Raw genomic sequence first — 20,153 nt, forward strand, 5'->3', positions numbered from 1 at the left:
CCCGATTAAAGGCTATTTCATGTCTACCTCTCTGCTTTTGATGATTGCCGTATTAGGTGTGGTGCTGCTCTTGCTGATGGTCATCAAGGCCAAGATCCAGCCCTTTGTCGCCTTGCTGGTGGTCAGCCTGCTGGTGGCGTTGGCCAGCGGCATTCCTACCGGCGAAGTGATGAAGGTGATGACCGCAGGTATGGGCGGCGTACTGGGTTCCGTGACCATTATCATCGGCCTGGGCGCGATGCTCGGCCGGATGATCGAACATTCTGGCGGTGCCGAATCGCTGGCCCAGCGCTTCAGCAAAGCTTTGGGGCCGAAACATACCGTGGCCGCCCTGACCATTGCCGCATTTATTCTCGGCATTCCGGTCTTTTTCGACGTCGGCTTTATCATCCTGGCGCCGATCATCTACGGTTTTGCCAAGGTCGCTAAAGTTTCACCACTGAAATTTGGCCTGCCGATGGCCGGCGTAATGCTGGCGGTGCACGTCGCCCTGCCTCCCCATCCGGGGCCGGTTGCCGCAGCCGGGCTGCTGAACGCCGACATTGGTTGGCTGACCATTATCGGTCTCGCGATTTGCATTCCGGTGGGGGTTATCGGCTATTTCGCTGCCAAGCATTTGAATCGCAAAACTTATCCCCTGTCGATTGAGGTACTGGAACAGCTGCAGCTGGCGGCCCCTGAACCGGCACCGGAAGGCAAGGCGCCATTGAGCGACCGCATCAATCCGCCTGGCGCCGGGTTGGTGGCAGCGCTGATCGTGATCCCTATCGCCATCATCATGTTGGGCACCGTTTCGGCCACGTTACTTGAACCGGGTTCCGCGCTGCGGGATGCGCTTTCGCTGCTCGGCTCTCCCGCGGTGGCCCTGATGATTGCTCTCTTGCTGGCATTCTATTTCCTGGCCATCCGTCGCGGCTGGAGCCTGCAACACACCAGCGACGTCATGGGGGGCGCGCTGCCGACCGCCGCCGTGGTGATCCTGGTCACCGGTGCCGGTGGCGTATTCGGCAAAGTCCTGGTGGAGTCGGGTGTGGGCAAGGCATTGGCCGATGTGCTGACCACCATAGGCCTGCCGTTAATCCCGGCCGCTTTTATCATTTCGCTGGCGCTGCGCGCCTCTCAGGGGTCCGCCACCGTGGCTATCCTGACGACCGGTGGCCTGCTGTCAGAGGCGGTTATCGGGCTGAATCCGCTACAGCTGGTGTTGGTCACCCTTGCCACCTGCTTTGGCGGTCTGGGTTTGTCGCATGTGAATGACTCCGGCTTTTGGATCGTCACCAAATACCTCGGACTTTCGGTCGCCGATGGCCTGAAAACCTGGACGGTACTGACGACGATCCTCGGCCTGAGCGGTTTCCTGTTCACCTGGTTACTGTGGCTGGCGGTGTAATTTCTCTGGCATACTGCACAGACCGCCTCTCGCTCTGTGCAGGAAAACATAATGCCTCTTATCACTACCGCACCGCTGTTGCTTACCGAACGTTTACGCCTTGATGCACATACGCTGGACGACTTTGATTCGTTGGCCGCCATGTGGGCCGATCCTGAAGTGGTACGTTATATCGGCGGCACGCCGAGGGATCGTGAAGACTCCTGGGGCCGCCTGATGCGCTACGTAGGCCACTGGGCGTTGCTGGGTTATGGCTACTGGGCAGTGCGCGATAAAGTCAGCGGCGCTTACCTTGGCGGCATCGGTTTTTCCGACTTTCAGCGCGATATCCATCCGGCGCTTGATGTCCCCGAAATGGGCTGGACGCTGGTGACCTCGGCACAGGGTAAAGGCTATGCCACCGAAGCGCTGCGCGCGGCTTTGGCCTGGGGAAAAGACCATTTACCGGGCGATAAGGCGGTGTGCATTATCTCACCGGAAAATCAGCCCTCCCTGGCACTGGCGAAGAAAGTCGGTTTCCGCGAAAACCATCGCAGCGAGTACCATCAAAGCCCGATCCTGGTGATGCACTGCCCGCTATGAGCCGGCAACCTGACCCGACGCGGTAGCCAAAGCCACCTGAACAAAGTTATCCCGCAGCGCATCAGGCTGCTGCGGGTTCCAGGCGATACCGACTTGCCATTGGGTCTGTTCGCCGCTCAGCGGCAGAATATCGATGCCCGCCGGCGCAATATGCGTGACGCTGTGCGGCAGCAGAGCAACGCCAATGCCGGCGGCAACCAGCGCCAGCAAGGTTTGAATATCACCGGCCTGCTGTACCACGTTGGGTGCCAGTTGATGGGCGGCAATAAAGCGCAGCGACTGGTCGCTCAGCCCGCGTCCACGCTTGGGCGTCAACTGTAACAGCGGCAAGGTATTGAATTGCTCCATGATATTTTCTGCCCGCAGGGCCAGCGCCGAGGGCACCGCCAGCACCAATCTGTCACTCAGCAGCGCACTGGCACGCAACGGCGTACTGACAGGCAATCGCACGAATCCCACCTGCAGTTCCCCCTGCAATAGCAACTGGTATTGCCGCTCCGAAGGCAGATCTTCCAGGCCTACGGCAACCTCGGGAAAACGATGACGGAAAGCGGCCACCAGCTGCGGAGCCAGATGAAAGCTGGACAGGCCAAAGCCGATCGCCAACCGCCCTGCCTCCCCCTTGACCACCTGCAAGGCTCGCTGCTGAAACTGCAGATGCTGAGCGACTAACGTTTGAGCTTCAGGATAGAGCCGTTGGCCGCCGGCGGTCAGTTGCGCTCCCTGGCGACCACGGTTAAACAAACGGGCACCCAGCAGCGTTTCCAGCGCCTGGATCTGTTTGCTCAGCGCCGGCTGGGTGATGCATAACTGCTCCGCCGCCACGCGATAATTGCCCTGTTCGGCCAGCACCACGAAGGCGCGTAGTTGTCGTATATACATTCCATTCGGTTATCAAAAAAGGAATTTAATTGATTATACAGTAATCAATGGCTTTGCTGTAATCAACGCCAGATAACAGCCAAAAGGTAATCCTATGACAAACTCTCTACGCGCCGCGACGGTGCAATTTCAGCATCGCGCCAATGATAAAAACTACAACCTGTCGGTGATCGAGGGCTTTATCACCCGCGCCGCCGCCGAACAGATCCAATTGCTGATCTTCCCGGAAATGTGCATCACCGGCTATTGGCACGTACGCCACCTCAGCGCCGGCGAAATTGGTGCACTGGCAGAGCCCATCGCCGACAGCCCTTCGCTGGCGCGTATCCGCCCATTGGCCGAACGCTATAACATGGCGATCGGCGTAGGACTGATTGAACTGGGAGAGGATGGCAAGTATTACAATGCCTACGCCATCTGCCTGCCCGACGGCAAACTTCACGTTCACCGTAAACTGCATGCTTTTGAACACCCGGCGATAGCCAGCGGCGACAGTTTCACCGTGTTTGACACCCCATGGGGTATCCGAATGGGGGTGCTGATCTGTTGGGACAATAACCTGGTGGAGAATGTCCGTGCGACCGCATTGCTGGGGGCAGAGGTGTTGTTGGCGCCGCATCAGACCGGCGGTACTCATTCACGTAGCCCGCACGGCATGAAGCCGATCCCTCTGGAAATTTGGCAACGGCGGCAGGAGGATCCGGCGGCGATAGAGGCAGCTTTTCGGGGCGAACACGGGCGTGGCTGGCTGATGCGCTGGCTCCCGGCACGTGCTCATGACAATGGGTTGTTTGTGTTATTCAGCAACGGAGTGGGACGTGACGATGACGAAGTGCGAACCGGCAATGCGATGATCCTCGACCCCTACGGCCGCATTCTGGCGGAAACCTGGGCAGCAGAAGACAAGATGGTCACGGCCACGCTTGATTTGTCGCTGATCCCGCTCAGTACGGGCCGTCGCTGGATCCACGGTCGTCGACCGGCCCTGTACGACATTCTTACGCAGCCGCAAGGCTATGAGCGAGATGCCCGTAGCGCGCGTTTTTCATCTGAGCCGGCACAGAAACTGGGCAAGTGACCGACGCCGAATGACAGGCAAAAAAAAATCCGCCCGAAGGCGGATTTTTATCTGATGTGGCTGACTGCGCCACATGCTCATGCCCGCAGGCATGGAGAAATCTTAGAAACGGTAGCCTACGCCAACGCTCCAGATACCAACGTCAACGCTGCGGATACGGCTCTGCTCGTAACCAACGTCCAGCGCTACGTCCTGGATTGGGTTGAACTGCAGGCCAGCACCGTAGGTGAAGCCGTAGTCGCTGCTGCCGTTACGGTCGGAACCGTTTTGAGCGTTGTCGATGTTTTTACCGTAACCAACACCCACTACACCGTAGATGCTTGCCCAGTCGTTGAAGCGGTAAGCTGGACCGGCAGTGATAGAGTTGTACTGAGCTTTACCGTAGTAACCGTTCTCAGAACCGTTCTTCTCTACGTGGGTAAAGGAACCGATAACACCCAGTGGGTTGTTGTCGAACTCGTAACGGTATTTCAGGTTGAAACCGTCGGCTTTGTTAGCAACGCCTTGGAGATCACCCTGCGCATAGCCAGCGGATACGGTGCTCTGACCAGCGAATGCGGTACCTGCGGTTACTGCTAAGACACAGGCTGCTACTGCGGAAAGACATGCAATTTTTTTCATAACCACCTCAAACGCGTTATATTTTTAAGTAAATCCATTTGTTCATGCATTGAAAATATAACAAAAATTAGCGTGAAACTCTGCCTTAAAATGAGTGTCTAATGCTTTATATCGTGTAACATTAGATTTCAAGAACAGTGTATCTTCTTCATTTCGCTCTATTTTCGAGCCGCATTCTACGCGTTTCTGTGATAAGAATCACCTATTTAATATCCAGACAATTCTTAAAAAAAGCGCACTTTTTGACCATAAAAGCTGTCCTGGCGCCGTAAGCCAGCGCTTTTTTTCGTTGAAAATGCTTTTCTCAGACACATTTACCGCAATTCATTTACACTGCCGTCATCCAAACATCGACCTCTTCCCAAATCCTGGGAAATGCATAAAAGGCTCTAAAGGATGTCTTCCTCCGCAACCGCAAAAGCGTCTTCTACGCTGCTGCCAATCTGCCTGTTGATCATCGCTATGGTCTCCATCCAAAGCGGTGCCTCTCTGGCCAAAAGCCTGTTCCCGCTGGTCGGCGCAGAAGGCATCACCACGCTGCGTTTGAGTATCGGCACGCTGATCCTCTTTATTATCTTCCGCCCGTGGCGCATGCGATTTGCCGCCGGGAGCCGGTTACCGTTGTTCATTTACGGCCTGGCGCTGGGCGCGATGAATTACCTGTTCTATCTTTCCCTGCGCACTCTGCCGCTCGGCATCGCCGTGGCATTGGAGTTCACCGGCCCGCTGGCGGTCGCGATGTTCTCTTCACGCCGCGCGATTGACTTTTTGTGGGTGGCACTGGCGATCGCCGGGCTCTGGTTCCTGCTGCCGTTGGGCCATGACATGGGCAGCATCGATCCCTTCGGCGCCGCCTGTGCACTGGGTGCAGGTGCCTGCTGGGCGGTCTACATTATCTGCGGCCAGAAAGCCGGTGGCGACCACGGGCCGGGTACCGTCGCGGTGGGGTCACTGATTGCCGCCGTGGTGTTTTGCCCGATTGGCGCCTGGCAAGCCGGCAGCGCACTGCTGAACGTTGATATCCTGCCGGTCGCACTGGCCGTAGCTATCCTCTCCACCGCGCTGCCCTACTCGCTCGAAATTATCGCGTTGCCAAAAATACCGGCGCGGACTTTCGGCACATTGATGAGCCTGGAACCGGCACTGGCTGCGCTTTCCGGCATGCTGTTCCTGAACGAACACCTGACGACGATTCAATGGTTGGCGCTGGCAGCGATCATTACCGCCTCCATGGGGGCGACCCTGACCATCAAACCCAAACCGCAAATCGAAAACCTGTCCTGAGCATTGGCTACGCCTGCATTTGCCCAAAGCGGAATGCAGGCGGGTTAACTGTTTTCACACTGGCAAACAGGCATACTTTTCCCCGCAGTCCCCCCACGTTGTTATGGAATCAACCCGGCAGGGTTGCCACATGGAGAATTAAAGTGATTTATAACACTCTGTTTAACCCACGCTATGGCCGTGGGCTGTCACCGATACTGGTTGAGACCCTCACCGCTGTGCGTCAATACGATCTCGCCGAGCTGGCACTGGAGCGGCATGAGATAAAGGGTGAGAAGATCTTTATGGAAGTGATGACGCTAACCACCGGGCTAGCGGAAACCCGGCGTGCAGAGCTGCACCAGGAATATGCCGTCATCCATTTGCTCCTTAGCGGCGAAGAACGCATTGATTATGGTTTGCCGGGGGATTGGCAAAGTGAGTTGCCTTATGACGAACTGCACGATGTGCAACTGCTAGAGATCAAACGTCACCGCCAGACGCTGGCAATGTTTCCCGGCATGTACGCCATATTTTTGCCTCATGAGCCGCACAAAGTCGCTTGCCAACTAAATGCGCCGATGCCAATCAAAAAAGCGGTGATAAGCGTGCATTACGCCCTGCTGCTGTAACCGGCCGGTCTGTCTGGATGGCTGGCTTCTCATCGCTCAGTGCTGGGGCAAAGCGCGTAAAAACCTCGCCGCCTGCTCAGGAGAGCGCAACTGGATAAAGCGGATATGTCGATATCGGGCATCGTTCATGTCCGCAAGGTAGCCGGCCCGGTTTTTACGGTAGGTTTTGATGGTCCATAAAACGATAGAATCACGGCTGAAAAAGGAACGGCGGAAGCTCTCGCGGTTACCGGTGCCGGGCCACAACTCGGTATCTTGCCATGCACGTGTAGCGGCACGACGCACCGCCTGAAACAACGTACGACAGAAGCCGTAGTCTACCCACACCACCCAATCAACGCTTTCCCATTTAATCGTTTTGGTTCGGCTGTAATTGCCGTCAAGCACCCAGCCGGACTCTGCCGCGGCCAGCGCCTGCGCGAGCTGCGCCAAAAACTCGTCATCGGGTGCCCCCTGCCATTGCGGGCGCCAAAACAGCTTATCCAGCTCGATATGAGGCAGCGCAAACTTTGCCGCTAGCTGGCGCGCCACCGTGCTTTTGCCACTGCCACTGGTTCCAACGACGTTAATTTTCATGGGAGCGAATTCTGAAATGGGGGAAAATAGCTTAGCGAGATGTTATTCGTCTATCAATATGAATTATCAGGCAATTATTAAAATGAAATAAAAATGAATCAGAATGCGTAATCTTTATAAAAAATATAAATGAAAATGGTTATTAAACACCTTTCTGAAATTATTACCCTGCGGAACCACCTTCGCGAAAAGGTGCGTCAGTATATCCTTATAATTCATTGCATTGAGGAAAAAAACAAATATACCCCTATAACCTTACCCTTACTGGAGTTAATTTTCAATTCGTTAGAACCTATTTATCCGATAGCCATTTTCGACCTGCAAAGTGCTATATCGCTGCTATAATTACCCCCGTAACAAAAATAGGACAACGAACTAACGAGAGGATATCTGATATGAGTACCGCTAAACTGGTGAAAACGAAATCTTCTGAGCTGCTTTACACTCGTAATGACATGGACGAAAAAACCAAACTGGAAGCCATCAAGGCGTTGAACCATCAGGTTGTTCAATTTACCGACCTGTCGTTGATCACCAAACAGGCACACTGGAACATGCGTGGTGCCAACTTCATTGCCGTGCATGAAATGCTGGACGGGTTCCGTACCGCCATCATCGATCACCTGGACACTTTTGCCGAGCGCGTGGTGCAGTTGGGCGGCGTGGCATTGGGTACCGTGCAGGTCGTGAACGACAAGACTCCGCTGAAAAGCTATCCAACCAACATCCACAGCGTGCAGGAACACCTGAAAGCGCTGGCCGATCGCTACGGTGTGGCGGCGAACGACATTCGCAAGGCCATCACAGAAGTCGCCGATGAAGATACCGCGGATATGTTCACCGCAGCTTCACGCGATCTGGACAAGTTCCTGTGGTTTATCGAGTCCAACATCGAATAAATCTGCGCGACAGACAATCAAAGCGTTCCGCATTGCGGGATTGAACAGGCTGCGGGCTTTGCCCCAGCCTGTTTTTCTTTTGCGACGCTTGAATTGCTCAAAAAACAGCCCATAGTAGATAAAACGAACTGACGAAGGCCCAACACAAGCGAGGTGATCATGGCAAGCGGATGGGCGGCAGACGGTGCCGTGCAAGATCAAATCGACTCCACCGTCGACGATGCCGTACAGCGTGCAAGACAGGCGCTGGGTCAAGGTGAGAGTGAGCATTACTGTCAGGAGTGCGGGGAAGAAATCCCCTTGGCGCGGCGGCAGGCGCTGAAAGGCGTGCGTTATTGCCTGGCCTGCCAAACCGAGCTGGATAAAAAGCGGGCGGCGAGCAGTTTGTATAACCGTCGCGGCAGTAAAGACAGCCAACTACGTTGAGCTTATCAACGCAAAATATCCCTTCCTGACCTCTCTGACAGAACACTCCTGCACCAAATGCAACAACCTTGCGGCATAAAAGTTAGAGTTAGTTATCAATATTGAAGCGAAACCGTTAACTATCGGTTGTTTCAGCCCCATTATTTGGTTAATGATAGACCCGTGCACCAACAGGACGCCAAAAGCACCATTTTGGGGCCTCAATTTGGTGCATAAAAATAATAATTCGACCTTCAGACTCAACATCACACCACAACTCTTTGTTTTTATAGTAGTTGAAAACATGGCACGATTTTTTCATGGCACCAACTGCAATATAAAAAATGGGTAATCCGCAACCTGTACAGGAAATTCCTCTCATGAAGTCAATTTTTAAAGTCTCCCTGGCCGCACTTTCGCTGGCCTTTGCCGTAAGCTCCCACGCAGCAGACAAACTGGTCGTCGCCACCGATACCGCATTCGTTCCCTTTGAATTCAAACAAGGCGATAAATACGTTGGTTTCGATATCGACCTGTGGGCCGCTATCGCCAAAGAACTGAAACTGGATTACACCCTGAAGCCGATGGATTTCAGCGGCATCATCCCGGCACTGCAGACCAAAAATATCGATCTGGCGCTGGCCGGCATCACCATTACCGAAGAACGTAAAAAAGCCATCGAATTCTCTGACGGCTACTACAAAAGCGGCCTGCTGGTGATGGTTAACGCCAACGACGACAGCATCAAGGGCATTGACGATCTGAACGGCAAAGTGGTGGCGGTGAAGAGTGGCACCGGCTCCGTGGATTACGCCAAGCAGCACATCAAAACCAAAGACCTGCGTCAGTTCCCGAACATCGATAACGCCTATATGGAACTGGGCACCAAACGCGCTGACGCGGTGCTGCACGACACGCCAAACATTCTGTACTTCATTAAAACCGCCGGCGCCGGCAAGTTCAAAACCGTTGGCGATTCGCTGGAAGCACAGCAATACGGCATCGCCTTCCCTAAAGGCAGTGACGAACTGCGCGTGAAGGTGAATGGCGCGCTGAAAACGCTGCGCGACAACGGCACCTACAACGAAATCTACAAAAAATGGTTCGGTACCGAACCTAAATAACGGATGCAATCAGTCACTGATTCACTTAAGCACAGGGGTGGTGCCTTAGCCCCTGCGCTTTGTTGTATCTGATTCCCACGTTTGGGATCACCGGGAGAAAACACCATGCAGTTCGACTGGAGCGCCATCTGGCCCGCCATCCCTATCCTGTTAGAAGGCGCCAAAATGACCCTATGGATTTCGGTCCTCGGTCTGATTGGCGGCCTGATCATCGGCCTCGTTGCCGGTTTTGCCCGTACCTACGGCGGTTGGATTGCCAACCATGTCGCCCTGGTATTCATCGAAGTTATCCGCGGCACGCCTATTGTGGTGCAGGTGATGTTTATCTACTTCGCCCTGCCGATGGCTTTCAGCGATTTGCGCATCGATCCCTTTAGCGCGGCGGTGGTCACCATTATGATCAACTCCGGCGCCTACATTGCGGAAATCACCCGCGGTGCCGTGTTGTCGATCCACAGCGGCTTCCGTGAAGCAGGCCTGGCGTTGGGTCTGTCGCGCCGCGAGACCATCCGTTATGTCATCATGCCGCTGGCGCTGCGCCGTATGCTGCCGCCGCTGGGTAACCAGTGGATCATCAGCATTAAAGACACCTCGCTGTTTATCGTGATCGGGGTGGCGGAACTGACCCGTCAGGGCCAGGAAATTATTGCCGGCAACTTCCGCGCGCTGGAAATCTGGAGCGCCGTGGCGGTTATTTATCTGATTATTACCCTGGTGCTGAGCTTCGTGCTGCGTCGTCTGGAAAGAAGGATGAAAATCCTGTGATTGAATTTAAAAACGTCTCCAAGCACTTTGGGCAAACCCAGGTGCTGCACAATATCGACCTGAAAATTAATCAAGGTGAAGTGGTGGTGATTATCGGGCCGTCCGGCTCCGGCAAATCCACGCTGCTGCGCTGCATCAACAAACTGGAAGAGATCACCAGCGGCGATCTGATCGTCGATGGTCTGAAAGCCAACGATCCCAAAGTTGACGATCGCCTGATCCGTCAGGAAGCCGGCATGGTATTCCAGCAGTTTTACCTGTTCCCACACCTGACCGCTTTGGAAAACGTCGCCTTTGGCCCCATTCGCGTTCGCGGTTTGAAAAAGTCGGATGCGGAAAAACTGGCGCGTGAACTGCTGGCCAAAGTCGGCCTGGCGGAACGTGCCCATCACTACCCCTCCGAACTTTCCGGCGGTCAACAGCAGCGCGTGGCCATCGCCCGTGCTCTGGCAGTCAAACCGAAAATGATGCTGTTTGACGAACCGACCTCCGCACTTGATCCGGAACTGCGTCATGAAGTGCTGAAGGTTATGCAGGATCTGGCGGAAGAAGGCATGACCATGGTCATCGTTACCCACGAAGTCGGCTTTGCCGAAAAAGTGGCTTCGCGGCTGATCTTTATTGATAAGGGCCGGATTGCAGAAGACGGCAACCCGCATGACCTGATCAATCACCCGCCAAGCCCGCGCTTGCAGGAGTTCTTGCAGCACGTATCCTGATTTACCCTGCTCAACGGCGGGCCTGTTTCAGGTCCGCCGTTTCTATTTAGCACGCGTTATCACTCCCTGCCCCTCTTCATTTCCTACTATATTCTTTGTTTTTCTTAACATTTGTATTTAATCCGCCGATTTACAGAGCCCCAAGAGAGGATACATGCCCGCCACCGCATACTCCCGATTCGGTTCTCATCTGCGAGAACAGCTGTTCCCCCTGTTGCTGCTGCTGATAACCTGCACCCTTTCCCTGCAGGCTGCGGCGCAGCCCGCACAGAATACCGAGGCCAGTGCCCAAACTGAGCAGCAAAAAGCCTCTTACGCCGCGCTCGCAGACATTCTGCAAGACGACAAGGCCCGTGCCGGGCTGATTAGCCACCTCAGGCAGGCCGCAGGCGAATCTTCCACTGCGCAGCAGCCCAAACCCGAAGCGCCTGAGCCATCCGACTCGCTGAGTGACAACCTGACCAGCCTGGCTCAGGACAGCCTTAGCACCCTCGACAAGAAATTAAACTCGAGGCAAAAGCTGATCGACTCTGGGCCCAAACGCACTTTCCATCCGGACGTTTTCTTTCGGGCTTTGGGCTATTTTCTGCTGACGGTTGCGCTGACCTTCGCCCTCTTCCATCTGATCCGCCGGATAATCCGCCCGCTATACAAACGTATCGGCAACTGGGGGCACAACGCCAAACTGCAACATGATTCGTGGTACAAATTGCCAACGGCGATCCTCGGCGCCTTCGCTATCGATTTACTGGTGTTGTTGCTGGCGCTGACTGCCGGCAACCTGTTTGCCCGCCATGTCCACGCCGATAACGCCACCATATTGCGGCTGCAAACCCTGTTTCTTAGCGCCTTCGCGGTGATCGAATTCTTCAAGGCGGTGCTGCGGCTGATTTTTGCACCGAATTTCGATTACCTGCGTCCTTTTGCGTTCTCCGATGCCGTCGCTCATTACTGGAATACGCGCCTTGCCTGGCTAAGTGGCCTGATCGGCTACGGCCTGATGGTGGTGGTGCCGGTAGTGGCGACACAGATCAGTTACCCCGCAGCCGCCGCAGCTAATCTGGTCATCATGCTGGCACTGACGTTATACGCACTGGCGTTGATCCTGCGTAACCGCAAACCGATACAACTCCAGATTAACCTGCTGGCCGAACGATCGATGGCGTTCTTCAGCATCATTCTGCGCGGTTTGGGCCATGTCTGGCACCTGCTGGCGATCGCTTATTTCCTGGTGCTGTTTGCGCTGTCGCAGTTTGATATTGGCAACAGCTTGAACTTTATGATGACCGCAACGGTGAAAAGCCTGGTGGTTATCGGCGTCGGGGCTTTGATCTCCGGCCAACTGACCCGCTGGATTTTCCGCCGGATTTCGCTGCCGGATGATGTCAACCGGCGCTATCCGATGCTGGAACGGCGTATTAATTCCTATATTCCCAATGGGTTGAAAATATTGCGGGTGATGGTGGTACTGACGGTCACGCTGCTGCTGTTTGACGCCTGGCATCTGATCAACCTTTACCAGTGGGCAAGCAGCGAAAACGGGGAAAAAATCGTCGGCGGACTGGTACATATCCTGCTGATTCTGGTGGTTGCGGTAATCAGCTGGACTCTGATGGCCAGCATTATCGAGCATCGACTGGCGCTGGAGTTGAGCAACGGCATCCGCCCCAGCGCTCGCGAACGCACGCTGCTAACGCTGTTTCGTAACGTGCTGGCCATCGTTATCAGCACCATTACCATTATGATTGTGCTGTCGCAGGTGGGGATTAACATTGCGCCGCTGCTGGCCGGGGCCGGAGCGCTGGGATTGGCCATCAGTTTTGGCGCGCAAACGCTGGTAAAGGACGTGATCACCGGCGTATTCATCCAGTTTGAGAACGGCATGAATACCGGCGAGTACGTAACGGTCAGCGGCATTACCGGTACGGTAGAGCGCATGACCATCCGTTCAATCGGCCTGCGGGACGATTACGGCGTGTATCATATCGTCCCCTTTTCTTCGATCACGACGTTGGCAAACTACGCCCGCGAATTTGGCGTCTACCGCGCCAACTACAGCGTCAGCCGTGACGAAGATATCGATCATGTTCATGAGGTGCTGCATCAGGCCGTCGCCGCATTGAAACAAGACGAGCAGGTGAAGCATTTTCTGGTGGGTGAGCCGGTGTTCAACGGCGTGGTGGCACTGGGCGATCGCTCCTTCACCACCCGGGTGACCGTGCGCACCCAGGCGTTAAAGCAGTGGGTGGTGCAATATGCCCTCGACCGCCTGGTCAAAATACATTTTGATCAAGCCGGTATCGCCATGCCGCAGCAGGCCATTCAACTTTCTTATGCCGAAAACGCTGGCGAACAGCCTGCGGCGCAATGACGATTAAGACCCTTTGCTACAAGGCTGAGCGCCAAGGAAGGCCGCCACGTCCTGCAGATAAGCAGGGTCTTGAAGCGATCGCGGAGCAAACAGGCCGACTACATTGATCAGCCCCGGGTGACGAGCAAACAGCGGCTTTAACATCTTATGATCGGCAGGCCCGATACGGGTTACCGTCAACAAATTGGCGGCGATATTCTGCCGGTAGACACGTTCGGTTTCATCGACGTCCACGTTAAGATCGCGTCCTCCGACGATCAAGTGCACCGGCGTTTTGAAGTTACGCAATGCATCAGTGGCATCACTGGTCATATTGGCGCGAATAAACTGCCAACGATCGGCGCTGATGGCCACTGAAGCGCCATAAGTTTTGCGGTACTGCGCATAGCCGTCAGGCTGACTGAGCAGCAACAGCAAGCGTCGGTCCTGGGCCTCACGCGCCTTAATCTCTGACTCCGTTTTCCCCGCAGCCACCATTTCCGCCCGGGTGTTGTAGCGCCCCTGGCGAAGCCAGTTAATCGCCGGCGCCACCGCCAGCGTGAAGGCGACGTCCGGTCGTTCGGCGACGATTTCAGGCATCACCCAACCGGCCTGGCTGGCGCCCCACAGCCCGATGCATCGTGAATTAAATCGCCCATCGTTTCTTGCCCAATCAATAATATCGACCGCTTCCTTGGCCCTGTCTCGCAGGGTTTGATGCAACCAGTTGCCGGAAGATCCTCCAACACCCGCCTTGTCGAAGGCCAAAACGGCGTACCCTTGTTCAGCCATGGTTTCCCAGAGACTGTAGTAACCTTCATCCAGAGACGAATTGGCCGGACCATCACCATGAATAAAGACAATGACGCCCGGTTTACCCGACATTTTTTTCGGCAAGACTAACGAACCGGTAAGCCGATTGCCGCCCGCATTCAACGCAATGGGTTCGGCGACAAATTGATAATCGTTGGCATAGAGGATCCAGCCCAGCATCACCGCGAGCAGCGCCAGTGTGCAGGCGGCTATTTTCTTCATCACTTATCTCCGAGGGACTTTTCCATTCACCGCCTATCAGGCGGCCCACCCGAGGCTTGCGCCACTTTAATATGCTGAAAAATCAACTACTCCAGCAAGGTGTGGGGCCTGCCTCCCCCTGGTTTTCGGGATAGGCAATTCGTCTAGCGGGACGGGGTCGGTCCATTTTCAAGATTGTAATGCGCAGATAATAGCAGGTACTTATGACCATGCATGCAAAGCCCTGCGGATTTATCGGGCATTACATGATGGTCATGGACGAGGTAAACGCGCCTGGGGTTTATTAGCCAGCCGCAGATTAAGCGGCGTTACTCGTAAACGAACGTCATCCCGATAATCGACTGGATATTGCCTGCCACAACCTGACCCGTCGTTCGTGCATAGGAAGCCGTCAGGCCCAGACTGATCGGACTGGTTCCCACCGTTCCGAGAGACACATTTTTATTCGTGGCAACGACCCCATTGCGGTTAGATAGCTGTACACCCACGCCGGTTGCAGGATTGGATGATGAGGTATTGGTAAATATGGTGCTTGCGGTATCTGCCGTTGTACCGGTCAGGTAATAAGCCAACCGTTGGTTTTGCCCACAATGTACCGTAAGCGGCACAGCAGCCGTACCGGGGTAATCAGGCAGGGTAACCGTCACGTTACGCGATGACACGTCGCAACCGCCAGTAGGGACGACAACATTATTGTTTGCGTAAACATTCCATGTGAACGTTGCTATATGGGGATGCCCTCCGGTAGAAATATCAGTGCCGATTTGTCTCATGACTAATCGTGCAATAAGGTTACCCTGAGTCACAACGACCCCACCAGCTGCGGACACGGGTGAAAGGAACAATTGCGTATCCCACGGAACAAAAGAGCCAGACCTATTATTGACTTGTTTTGTTTCGGATACTGTAGGGAAAGGATAACTACTACCATAATACTTAACGGTGCCACTGAAATTCTGCAAAAAACCACTATAAGCAGAGCCAGACAATAAGCTGACCACATCGTTCCTGCTGTTAGGTTGATCATTTCTGCAAGTAATAGATTGAGAGAGATCTACGACCAAAACCTGTCCGGGTTGTACGCTGGGCGTTAGATTTGCGTAGACGTCTAGCGCACCACTTCCAGCGCCGCTATTTACCGTATTCCCTCGAGAATCGCGACACGTAAATGCATTAGCTCCGGATGAATATGCCATCAGGCATACTGAAACTACGAGGGCAGCAACCTCTTTTTTATTCAGCGCTGTTTTTAGTTTTGAAACCAGTGTCATTAAGTGACTCCTTCAATTTAGGCGTAGGTGTACGTGACATTAATCACGGCCTCAATGCTGCCTTGTTTGGCGTTGCCATTGACTGACAACGCACGAACCTGTAACGGCATACTCGCTGATTGTGTGGAGTCATCAACCTGAACCACCTTGGTTTTACCGTTGTTCAGGTTATTGCCGCTGGTATCCTGCAGCTCCAATTGAAGATTGGTCGCTCCACCCTGGTTTTTGTAATATCCCGTGCTGTCGGTTGTACCAGTGAATGTTGCTGTGATCCTCGAAGTGCCTATCGGACAATTGGTCAAATTCAGCGTGACGGGATGCCAGTCCGAGCCCGAGCCGGCCTGTACGTAATTGAACGAAAACAATTCACCCAAATTTACCGTCGCCGATGGCGTTGATACGGTGCAGGGCTTGGCCACCACGCGTCCGTTGACCGTAATGGTGACATCAGCGGCATGCAGGGTAAGTGTTGTAGTAAAGATCAACATCCCCGTCAGCATAATGTTCTTGATATTGGTCATCTTCAGGCTTCCTTACTGAAACTCCAGGGTGAAATTGGCCGTCGCTATCACTGTCCCCGCTGTCACGGGAGCGCGCGTTGCCATCAAACGTGCATAAAAACCCAGCGTGTTGGACTGGCCCGCCGTCAGCGTCGTCCACTTCAGGGAGTCCTGAGCCGCATTTAGCGGGATCGGAGTCTTGTCACGATCCAAAATCTGCACCCCTATACCGCTTGCCGCATTTGTTCCCCCATCAATCTTCAACAGGGTGGTGTTGTCGCTGTCAGAGGCCCCGACGTACCCCACTCGTACCGCCGCCGCGGAACTGCCGCACTTGTCGAAGACAATCTTGAAAGGTATGGCGGGCGTAACGGCCCCCACCCGGTTGAATTGCTTGGCTGCATTGCTCAGCAAATCCACAGTAAACCCCTGAGAGTCAACCGAGACCGAGCAGGCATTGTCTTTTAGATAACCTGTGATGGTGATCGTACTGTCCGCGGCATGGGCATACCCCGTAACCAACGGCAGCAAACACAGGATTGAAAGGTATTTTCTCATTGCGTCATCATCTCCTGCCTGTCACCGGCAAATGGCAGAGGCGTAGCTCAAAGCCTGGTTTTGACTGTCAGTCGGCAAACTGTAAGTCGCTGTGCAACGCTCGTTATCACCGTTGCCCCACTTCACGTTGACGGTGCCTTTTGGCGCAAGACCGGTAAGGTAAACCTGCCCACCGTCTGCCACGATGCTGCCTGACTGCCCCTCTCCGTAAGAGGCCACTGAGCCGAACGGGACAGGCTTGCCGTTATTTGTCAATGTCATGAGAACCTTCAGCCCGACTTTGGCCTTGAAATCTGCACGCACTACGGCCCCCCGAGTAGGGACTACGCTTAATACCGGCTCTTCCAGCTCGACGTTGTTCGCCAGCGTGTTCGTGTTCAGCGATATCCGATTCTCGCGGTAATCCATCGCATAGGGGAGAACGGCATAACCGCGCCAATCCGTACGCACCCCTGTCTGATTATCGACAGAAACGTGTTCCGCTCCAGGCGCCTTGATAAGCACCATGGTGTCATTGAGCGGCTGGCTGAAGGTGACACCATTTTCATGCGCAAGCACGCCCCCACTAACACCGTAGTAAACCTGCTTATAATCACCGCTGTGGCTGTAACCGACGTTGGCGTTACCGTAAGCACCACGGTAGTTCAGCGCGGCATTGCCCGTTGCGCCGGTGTAGCCATTACCGCCGCTGTTATAGCCGGATTGCACGCTATAACTCAGGTTATTGTCTTCCAGAAGCGTCCCGTAAAGACCGGCCGTATTCGTCGTACGTCCCTTGAGATCTGTCGACGTGTTGTAACTGGCATTGGCATTTCGGAACACTGATTGGGTATCCGAGCGCATCCAGTGGCTGAACGGAATATTGATGTTGAAAGCAAGCAGTTGGTCTTTATCGTCGGACCAGGCATTTTTGGACAGGCTGTAACTCAGGCTCCAGCTGATATCCTGAATGGTGCTGTTATAACCGATTTGGAGTTGCTCGTCCGAGCGGCTGGTATTCCAGTAGTTTTGATGACTGCCGGTCAGATATATCGTTGATGTCCGGCCAACCTGTTGCGTCATCGTCGCCTGCAGGCGGCCGCGTTTGCTGTAGTTCAGATTGTAATAGTCGGTCAGTTTTGGCTCGATATTCACGATCCTGTCTTCACTAATCACGGAATAGCCACTCATACGCCGCCATGCGGTATCAGCCAGAGAATAGAAGCCCTTGGTAGAATAACGGTATCCGACAAGTTGGAAATTGGTCCCTAACTCATTGAGGGACTTGTTGTAAAGAAAACGTAGAGATTATCCCTGATGTTTACTGCCGTCAGGCAGGGTGGCATCCGCCTGCGTGATATCGGTAGATACCGCCCCGAAGTAGCCCAGATTTTTCCCCACTCCGAGGTTGAAAGCACGATAGTCGTTTGAGGCACGTGTTCCGCCATAGGCCGTCCAGCCTTCGGGTAATCCCCAAAGCACCGTCCCCTGGAAAAATTTCGGCTTGTCTTGCTGCTCATTGCCACTGCGAAATTGCCCCGCAGTAACCGCGTATTTCACCTGTCCTTCACGCTGCAACATCGGTACGGATGAGAAAGGTACGGTAAAGACCTGAACGGAGCCATCAGCCTCTTTCACGGTAATCTGAAGATCGCCACTGTTTCCCGCCGCATACAAGTCATCGATAATGAATGCACCGGCGGGTACCGTAGCCTGATATATCTCATATCCGTTCTGCTTGACCGAAACGCGTGCTGTGCCCCGCGCTATTCCATGTATAACGGGCGCAAAGCCCCGTTGACTGTCGGGCAGCATATTATCGTCTGTGGCAACCTGAACGCCGCGAAAGTTAATGCCTTCAAAGATGTCACCTGCCGTATAGCCGTCCCCCATCGTCAGCCGGCTGCGCCAGGGCACAATGTCACGCTCAAGCCAGGTATTGACATGTTGCCAGCGGTTTTCGTTATATCCCATGCCACTGCTGTAGCTCCAGGTGGTGTTATCCCGTAGGCGCCACGCCCCCAGGTTGAGACCCGTTTGCAGATTGAGATAGGAGTAGTTGCGGGTTTCCCCGTTATGACTGCGCACTTCACTGCCGGTATAATTATAATTGAGCAAACCGGCCGTGATGCCATTGTCCCAAAGCTCAGGAGCGATGTAGCCTCTCGCCTGATTCCCCATAAAGACCTGAGGTATACTGATCGAAAGACGCTGGCGACCGACATCGAATGAACTTGCGGCATCGGCAATAAGCCGTGTAAAGGGCACGCAGATCGTGCTCGTCATTACGGCGATACCAGGAATTGTCAGGGTATTGACGCCAAGTGAAGCCAGCTGTGAGCGTGTAAGGCACGGCTCAAGCTTGGCGCCGTCATCACTTTTATCAAAGGTGATATCTCGCGTCGTCACGTAACCCTCGTTCATGTAAATGTCGACACGATAGGTACCTGGCGGTGCATCAAGCCCCTTTTCGAAACTGGACAGGTCGGCAACGGATGCCGGGTCATCCGCCAGGAAACGGGGATTGAAGTAATTGTCTGCTCGCGCGGAAAATGTCGAGGCTACCAAGAGCAATGCCAGCTGCGTAAGCATTGTTTTGTTTAGCGTCCGTTCCCGGATGTGGTGTTTATTCATGTTATCCGTGCCTGCTCCATAACCCAGGTAGACATGGTCGCCCCCACATGCCATTTTCAATGCCGGTGCTCCGTTACCTGCGTTGTTAAAATCCATTGTTGGGTGAATGACACGGGTCATCACTGCAAGGTGCCTTTCATCACTGACGTGAGCGCACCGTAATCGTTAATCGTGCGATACGTGATTGCACTGCCGGCATCGCCTGGCAGTTTCACCACCGCCGATCCCAGAGGAGGAACCATGACATTGGTTAAAATGCGTGTACCGGCATTCAATTCCGTGACGGTCAGAAAATAGGGGGTTGGATTATTAAGTACCAATGTGTTCGCATCACGTTTAAACGTCAGCTTCGCGGGTGCCTGATCAGGCGCCATGCTGAGGTTTTGTGGGCGATACAACAATTTAATTCGGCTGGTTATCGCCAGTTGAAGGGTATTTTCTTTCTGTTTAGCCTTGTCCAGAGAGGGAATGGCTTTGACGTTCACCCAGAAAAGACTCTCTCTGTCTTTAGGCAAGGCGTTATTGGTGGCATCAATAATGCGCAGCGTATTTTCTTTTTTCCCCTGCATGAGGAACAAAGGGGGAGTAATAACGAACCGACCCTCTTTTTGGCCGTCATTGTTCTCGACCCAAGACTGAATAAGAAACGTGTCTTTATCATTGTTATTACTAACACCCAGGGTGACCTGTTTCTGATCTGCCGGGTAAATAACGCGCGTTGCCCCAAGAGCTACGCCTGCTTCAGCACGCGGAGTGCAAAATAAGACTGCCAAAGCCAGCAGCGAACCCATGACGTTTCCGGTCGTTTTCTTTTTAATCACGTTAACCTCTTGGGCGGATAACCGCCGTTTTATTATTTTTCGCGCGTTTATCTCGTCGGAAATAAATGT

At 54.0% G+C, this 20,153-nt stretch carries 19 protein-coding genes and 1 pseudogene; 11 read left to right on the forward strand and 9 right to left on the reverse strand.

All coding sequences use genetic code 11. The annotated features are described in order from the left end of the window. Positions 1-19 precede the first annotated feature (19 nt). Positions 20-1,390, forward strand: coding sequence for a GntP family transporter (locus H5P17_RS02885; RefSeq protein WP_182821138.1), 1,371 nt, complete (start codon positions 20-22; stop codon positions 1,388-1,390). Positions 1,391-1,441: 51 nt separating this feature from the next. Further along, a complete protein-coding gene (locus tag H5P17_RS02890; protein WP_182821139.1) occupies positions 1,442-1,972 on the forward strand; it encodes a GNAT family N-acetyltransferase in 531 nt (176 codons plus the stop codon). On the opposite strand, the gene H5P17_RS02895 is transcribed toward H5P17_RS02890, so the two are convergent. Then, positions 1,967-2,854, reverse strand: a complete 888-nt coding sequence (locus tag H5P17_RS02895; protein ID WP_182821141.1) for a LysR family transcriptional regulator — start codon at positions 2,852-2,854, stop codon at positions 1,967-1,969. The genes H5P17_RS02890 and H5P17_RS02895 overlap by 6 nt on opposite strands. Before the next feature lie 94 nt (positions 2,855-2,948). On the opposite strand from H5P17_RS02895, the gene H5P17_RS02900 reads away from it, so the two are divergent. Then, entirely contained in the window at positions 2,949-3,932 is a 984-nt protein-coding gene (locus H5P17_RS02900; protein WP_182821143.1) for a nitrilase family protein, read from the forward strand. 102 nt (positions 3,933-4,034) lie between these two features. Here H5P17_RS02900 and ompX read toward each other — a convergent pair whose 3' ends face one another. Next, complete coding sequence (gene ompX / locus H5P17_RS02905; RefSeq protein ID WP_012005917.1) at positions 4,035-4,553, reverse strand: outer membrane protein OmpX; 519 nt, start codon at positions 4,551-4,553, stop codon at positions 4,035-4,037. 396 nt (positions 4,554-4,949) lie between these two features. Between ompX and rhtA the strand changes: the two genes are divergently transcribed. Continuing rightward, positions 4,950-5,837, forward strand: a complete 888-nt coding sequence (gene rhtA / locus H5P17_RS02910; RefSeq protein ID WP_044549221.1) for a threonine/homoserine exporter RhtA — start codon at positions 4,950-4,952, stop codon at positions 5,835-5,837. Positions 5,838-5,980: 143 nt separating this feature from the next. Further along, positions 5,981-6,448, forward strand: a complete 468-nt coding sequence (locus H5P17_RS02915; protein WP_182821145.1) for a YhcH/YjgK/YiaL family protein — start codon at positions 5,981-5,983, stop codon at positions 6,446-6,448. A gap of 36 nt (positions 6,449-6,484) precedes the next feature. Here the strand turns inward: H5P17_RS02915 and H5P17_RS02920 are convergent, their stop codons facing one another. Beyond that, entirely contained in the window at positions 6,485-7,024 is a 540-nt protein-coding gene (locus tag H5P17_RS02920) for an adenylate kinase (RefSeq protein WP_182821147.1), read from the reverse strand. Positions 7,025-7,419: 395 nt separating this feature from the next. Between H5P17_RS02920 and dps the strand changes: the two genes are divergently transcribed. From dps to ybiO, 6 genes are all read left to right on the forward strand, one after another. Further along, complete coding sequence (gene dps, locus H5P17_RS02925; protein ID WP_020825918.1) at positions 7,420-7,923, forward strand: DNA starvation/stationary phase protection protein Dps; 504 nt, start codon at positions 7,420-7,422, stop codon at positions 7,921-7,923. Positions 7,924-8,082: 159 nt separating this feature from the next. Then, positions 8,083-8,349: a DksA/TraR family C4-type zinc finger protein gene (locus tag H5P17_RS02930; RefSeq protein WP_044549215.1), complete on the forward strand. Its 267-nt coding sequence runs from the start codon at positions 8,083-8,085 to the stop codon at positions 8,347-8,349. A gap of 359 nt (positions 8,350-8,708) precedes the next feature. Then, positions 8,709-9,452 carry a glutamine ABC transporter substrate-binding protein GlnH gene (gene glnH, locus H5P17_RS02935; protein ID WP_020825915.1) on the forward strand — a complete coding sequence of 248 codons (744 nt, stop codon included), beginning with the start codon at positions 8,709-8,711 and terminating at the stop codon, positions 9,450-9,452. A 105-nt stretch (positions 9,453-9,557) separates the two neighbouring features. Further along, the gene (gene glnP / locus H5P17_RS02940; protein WP_012005911.1) at positions 9,558-10,217 is read left to right on the forward strand and encodes a glutamine ABC transporter permease GlnP; all 660 of its coding nucleotides are present in this window, start codon (positions 9,558-9,560) and stop codon (positions 10,215-10,217) included. Then, complete coding sequence (gene glnQ, locus H5P17_RS02945; protein ID WP_020825913.1) at positions 10,214-10,936, forward strand: glutamine ABC transporter ATP-binding protein GlnQ; 723 nt, start codon at positions 10,214-10,216, stop codon at positions 10,934-10,936. The genes glnP and glnQ overlap by 4 nt, the downstream gene beginning before the upstream one ends. Before the next feature lie 154 nt (positions 10,937-11,090). Further along, complete coding sequence (ybiO, locus tag H5P17_RS02950; protein ID WP_182821149.1) at positions 11,091-13,307, forward strand: mechanosensitive channel protein; 2,217 nt, start codon at positions 11,091-11,093, stop codon at positions 13,305-13,307. Positions 13,308-13,310: 3 nt separating this feature from the next. Here the strand turns inward: ybiO and H5P17_RS02955 are convergent, their stop codons facing one another. From H5P17_RS02955 to H5P17_RS02980, 6 genes and pseudogenes are all read right to left on the reverse strand, one after another. Beyond that, positions 13,311-14,321, reverse strand: coding sequence for a S9 family peptidase (locus H5P17_RS02955; RefSeq protein WP_182821150.1), 1,011 nt, complete (start codon positions 14,319-14,321; stop codon positions 13,311-13,313). 308 nt (positions 14,322-14,629) lie between these two features. Then, the gene (locus H5P17_RS02960; RefSeq protein ID WP_182821152.1) at positions 14,630-15,592 is read right to left on the reverse strand and encodes a fimbrial protein; all 963 of its coding nucleotides are present in this window, start codon (positions 15,590-15,592) and stop codon (positions 14,630-14,632) included. Positions 15,593-15,609: 17 nt separating this feature from the next. After that, the gene (locus H5P17_RS02965; RefSeq protein WP_182821154.1) at positions 15,610-16,113 is read right to left on the reverse strand and encodes a fimbrial protein; all 504 of its coding nucleotides are present in this window, start codon (positions 16,111-16,113) and stop codon (positions 15,610-15,612) included. 12 nt (positions 16,114-16,125) lie between these two features. Beyond that, positions 16,126-16,650 (reverse strand): fimbrial protein, encoded by a 525-nt coding sequence (locus H5P17_RS02970; protein WP_182821155.1) that lies wholly within the window; start codon positions 16,648-16,650, stop codon positions 16,126-16,128. A 21-nt stretch (positions 16,651-16,671) separates the two neighbouring features. Beyond that, positions 16,672-19,263 (reverse strand): annotated as a pseudogene (locus H5P17_RS02975) (fimbrial biogenesis usher protein). A gap of 119 nt (positions 19,264-19,382) precedes the next feature. Next, positions 19,383-20,054, reverse strand: a complete 672-nt coding sequence (locus tag H5P17_RS02980) for a fimbria/pilus periplasmic chaperone (protein ID WP_182821370.1) — start codon at positions 20,052-20,054, stop codon at positions 19,383-19,385. Between the last annotated feature and the right edge of the window lie 99 nt (positions 20,055-20,153).

Source organism: Serratia sp. OS31, assembly GCF_014164835.1.
GTDB classification, from domain to species: Bacteria; Pseudomonadota; Gammaproteobacteria; order Enterobacterales; family Enterobacteriaceae; genus Serratia; species Serratia liquefaciens_A.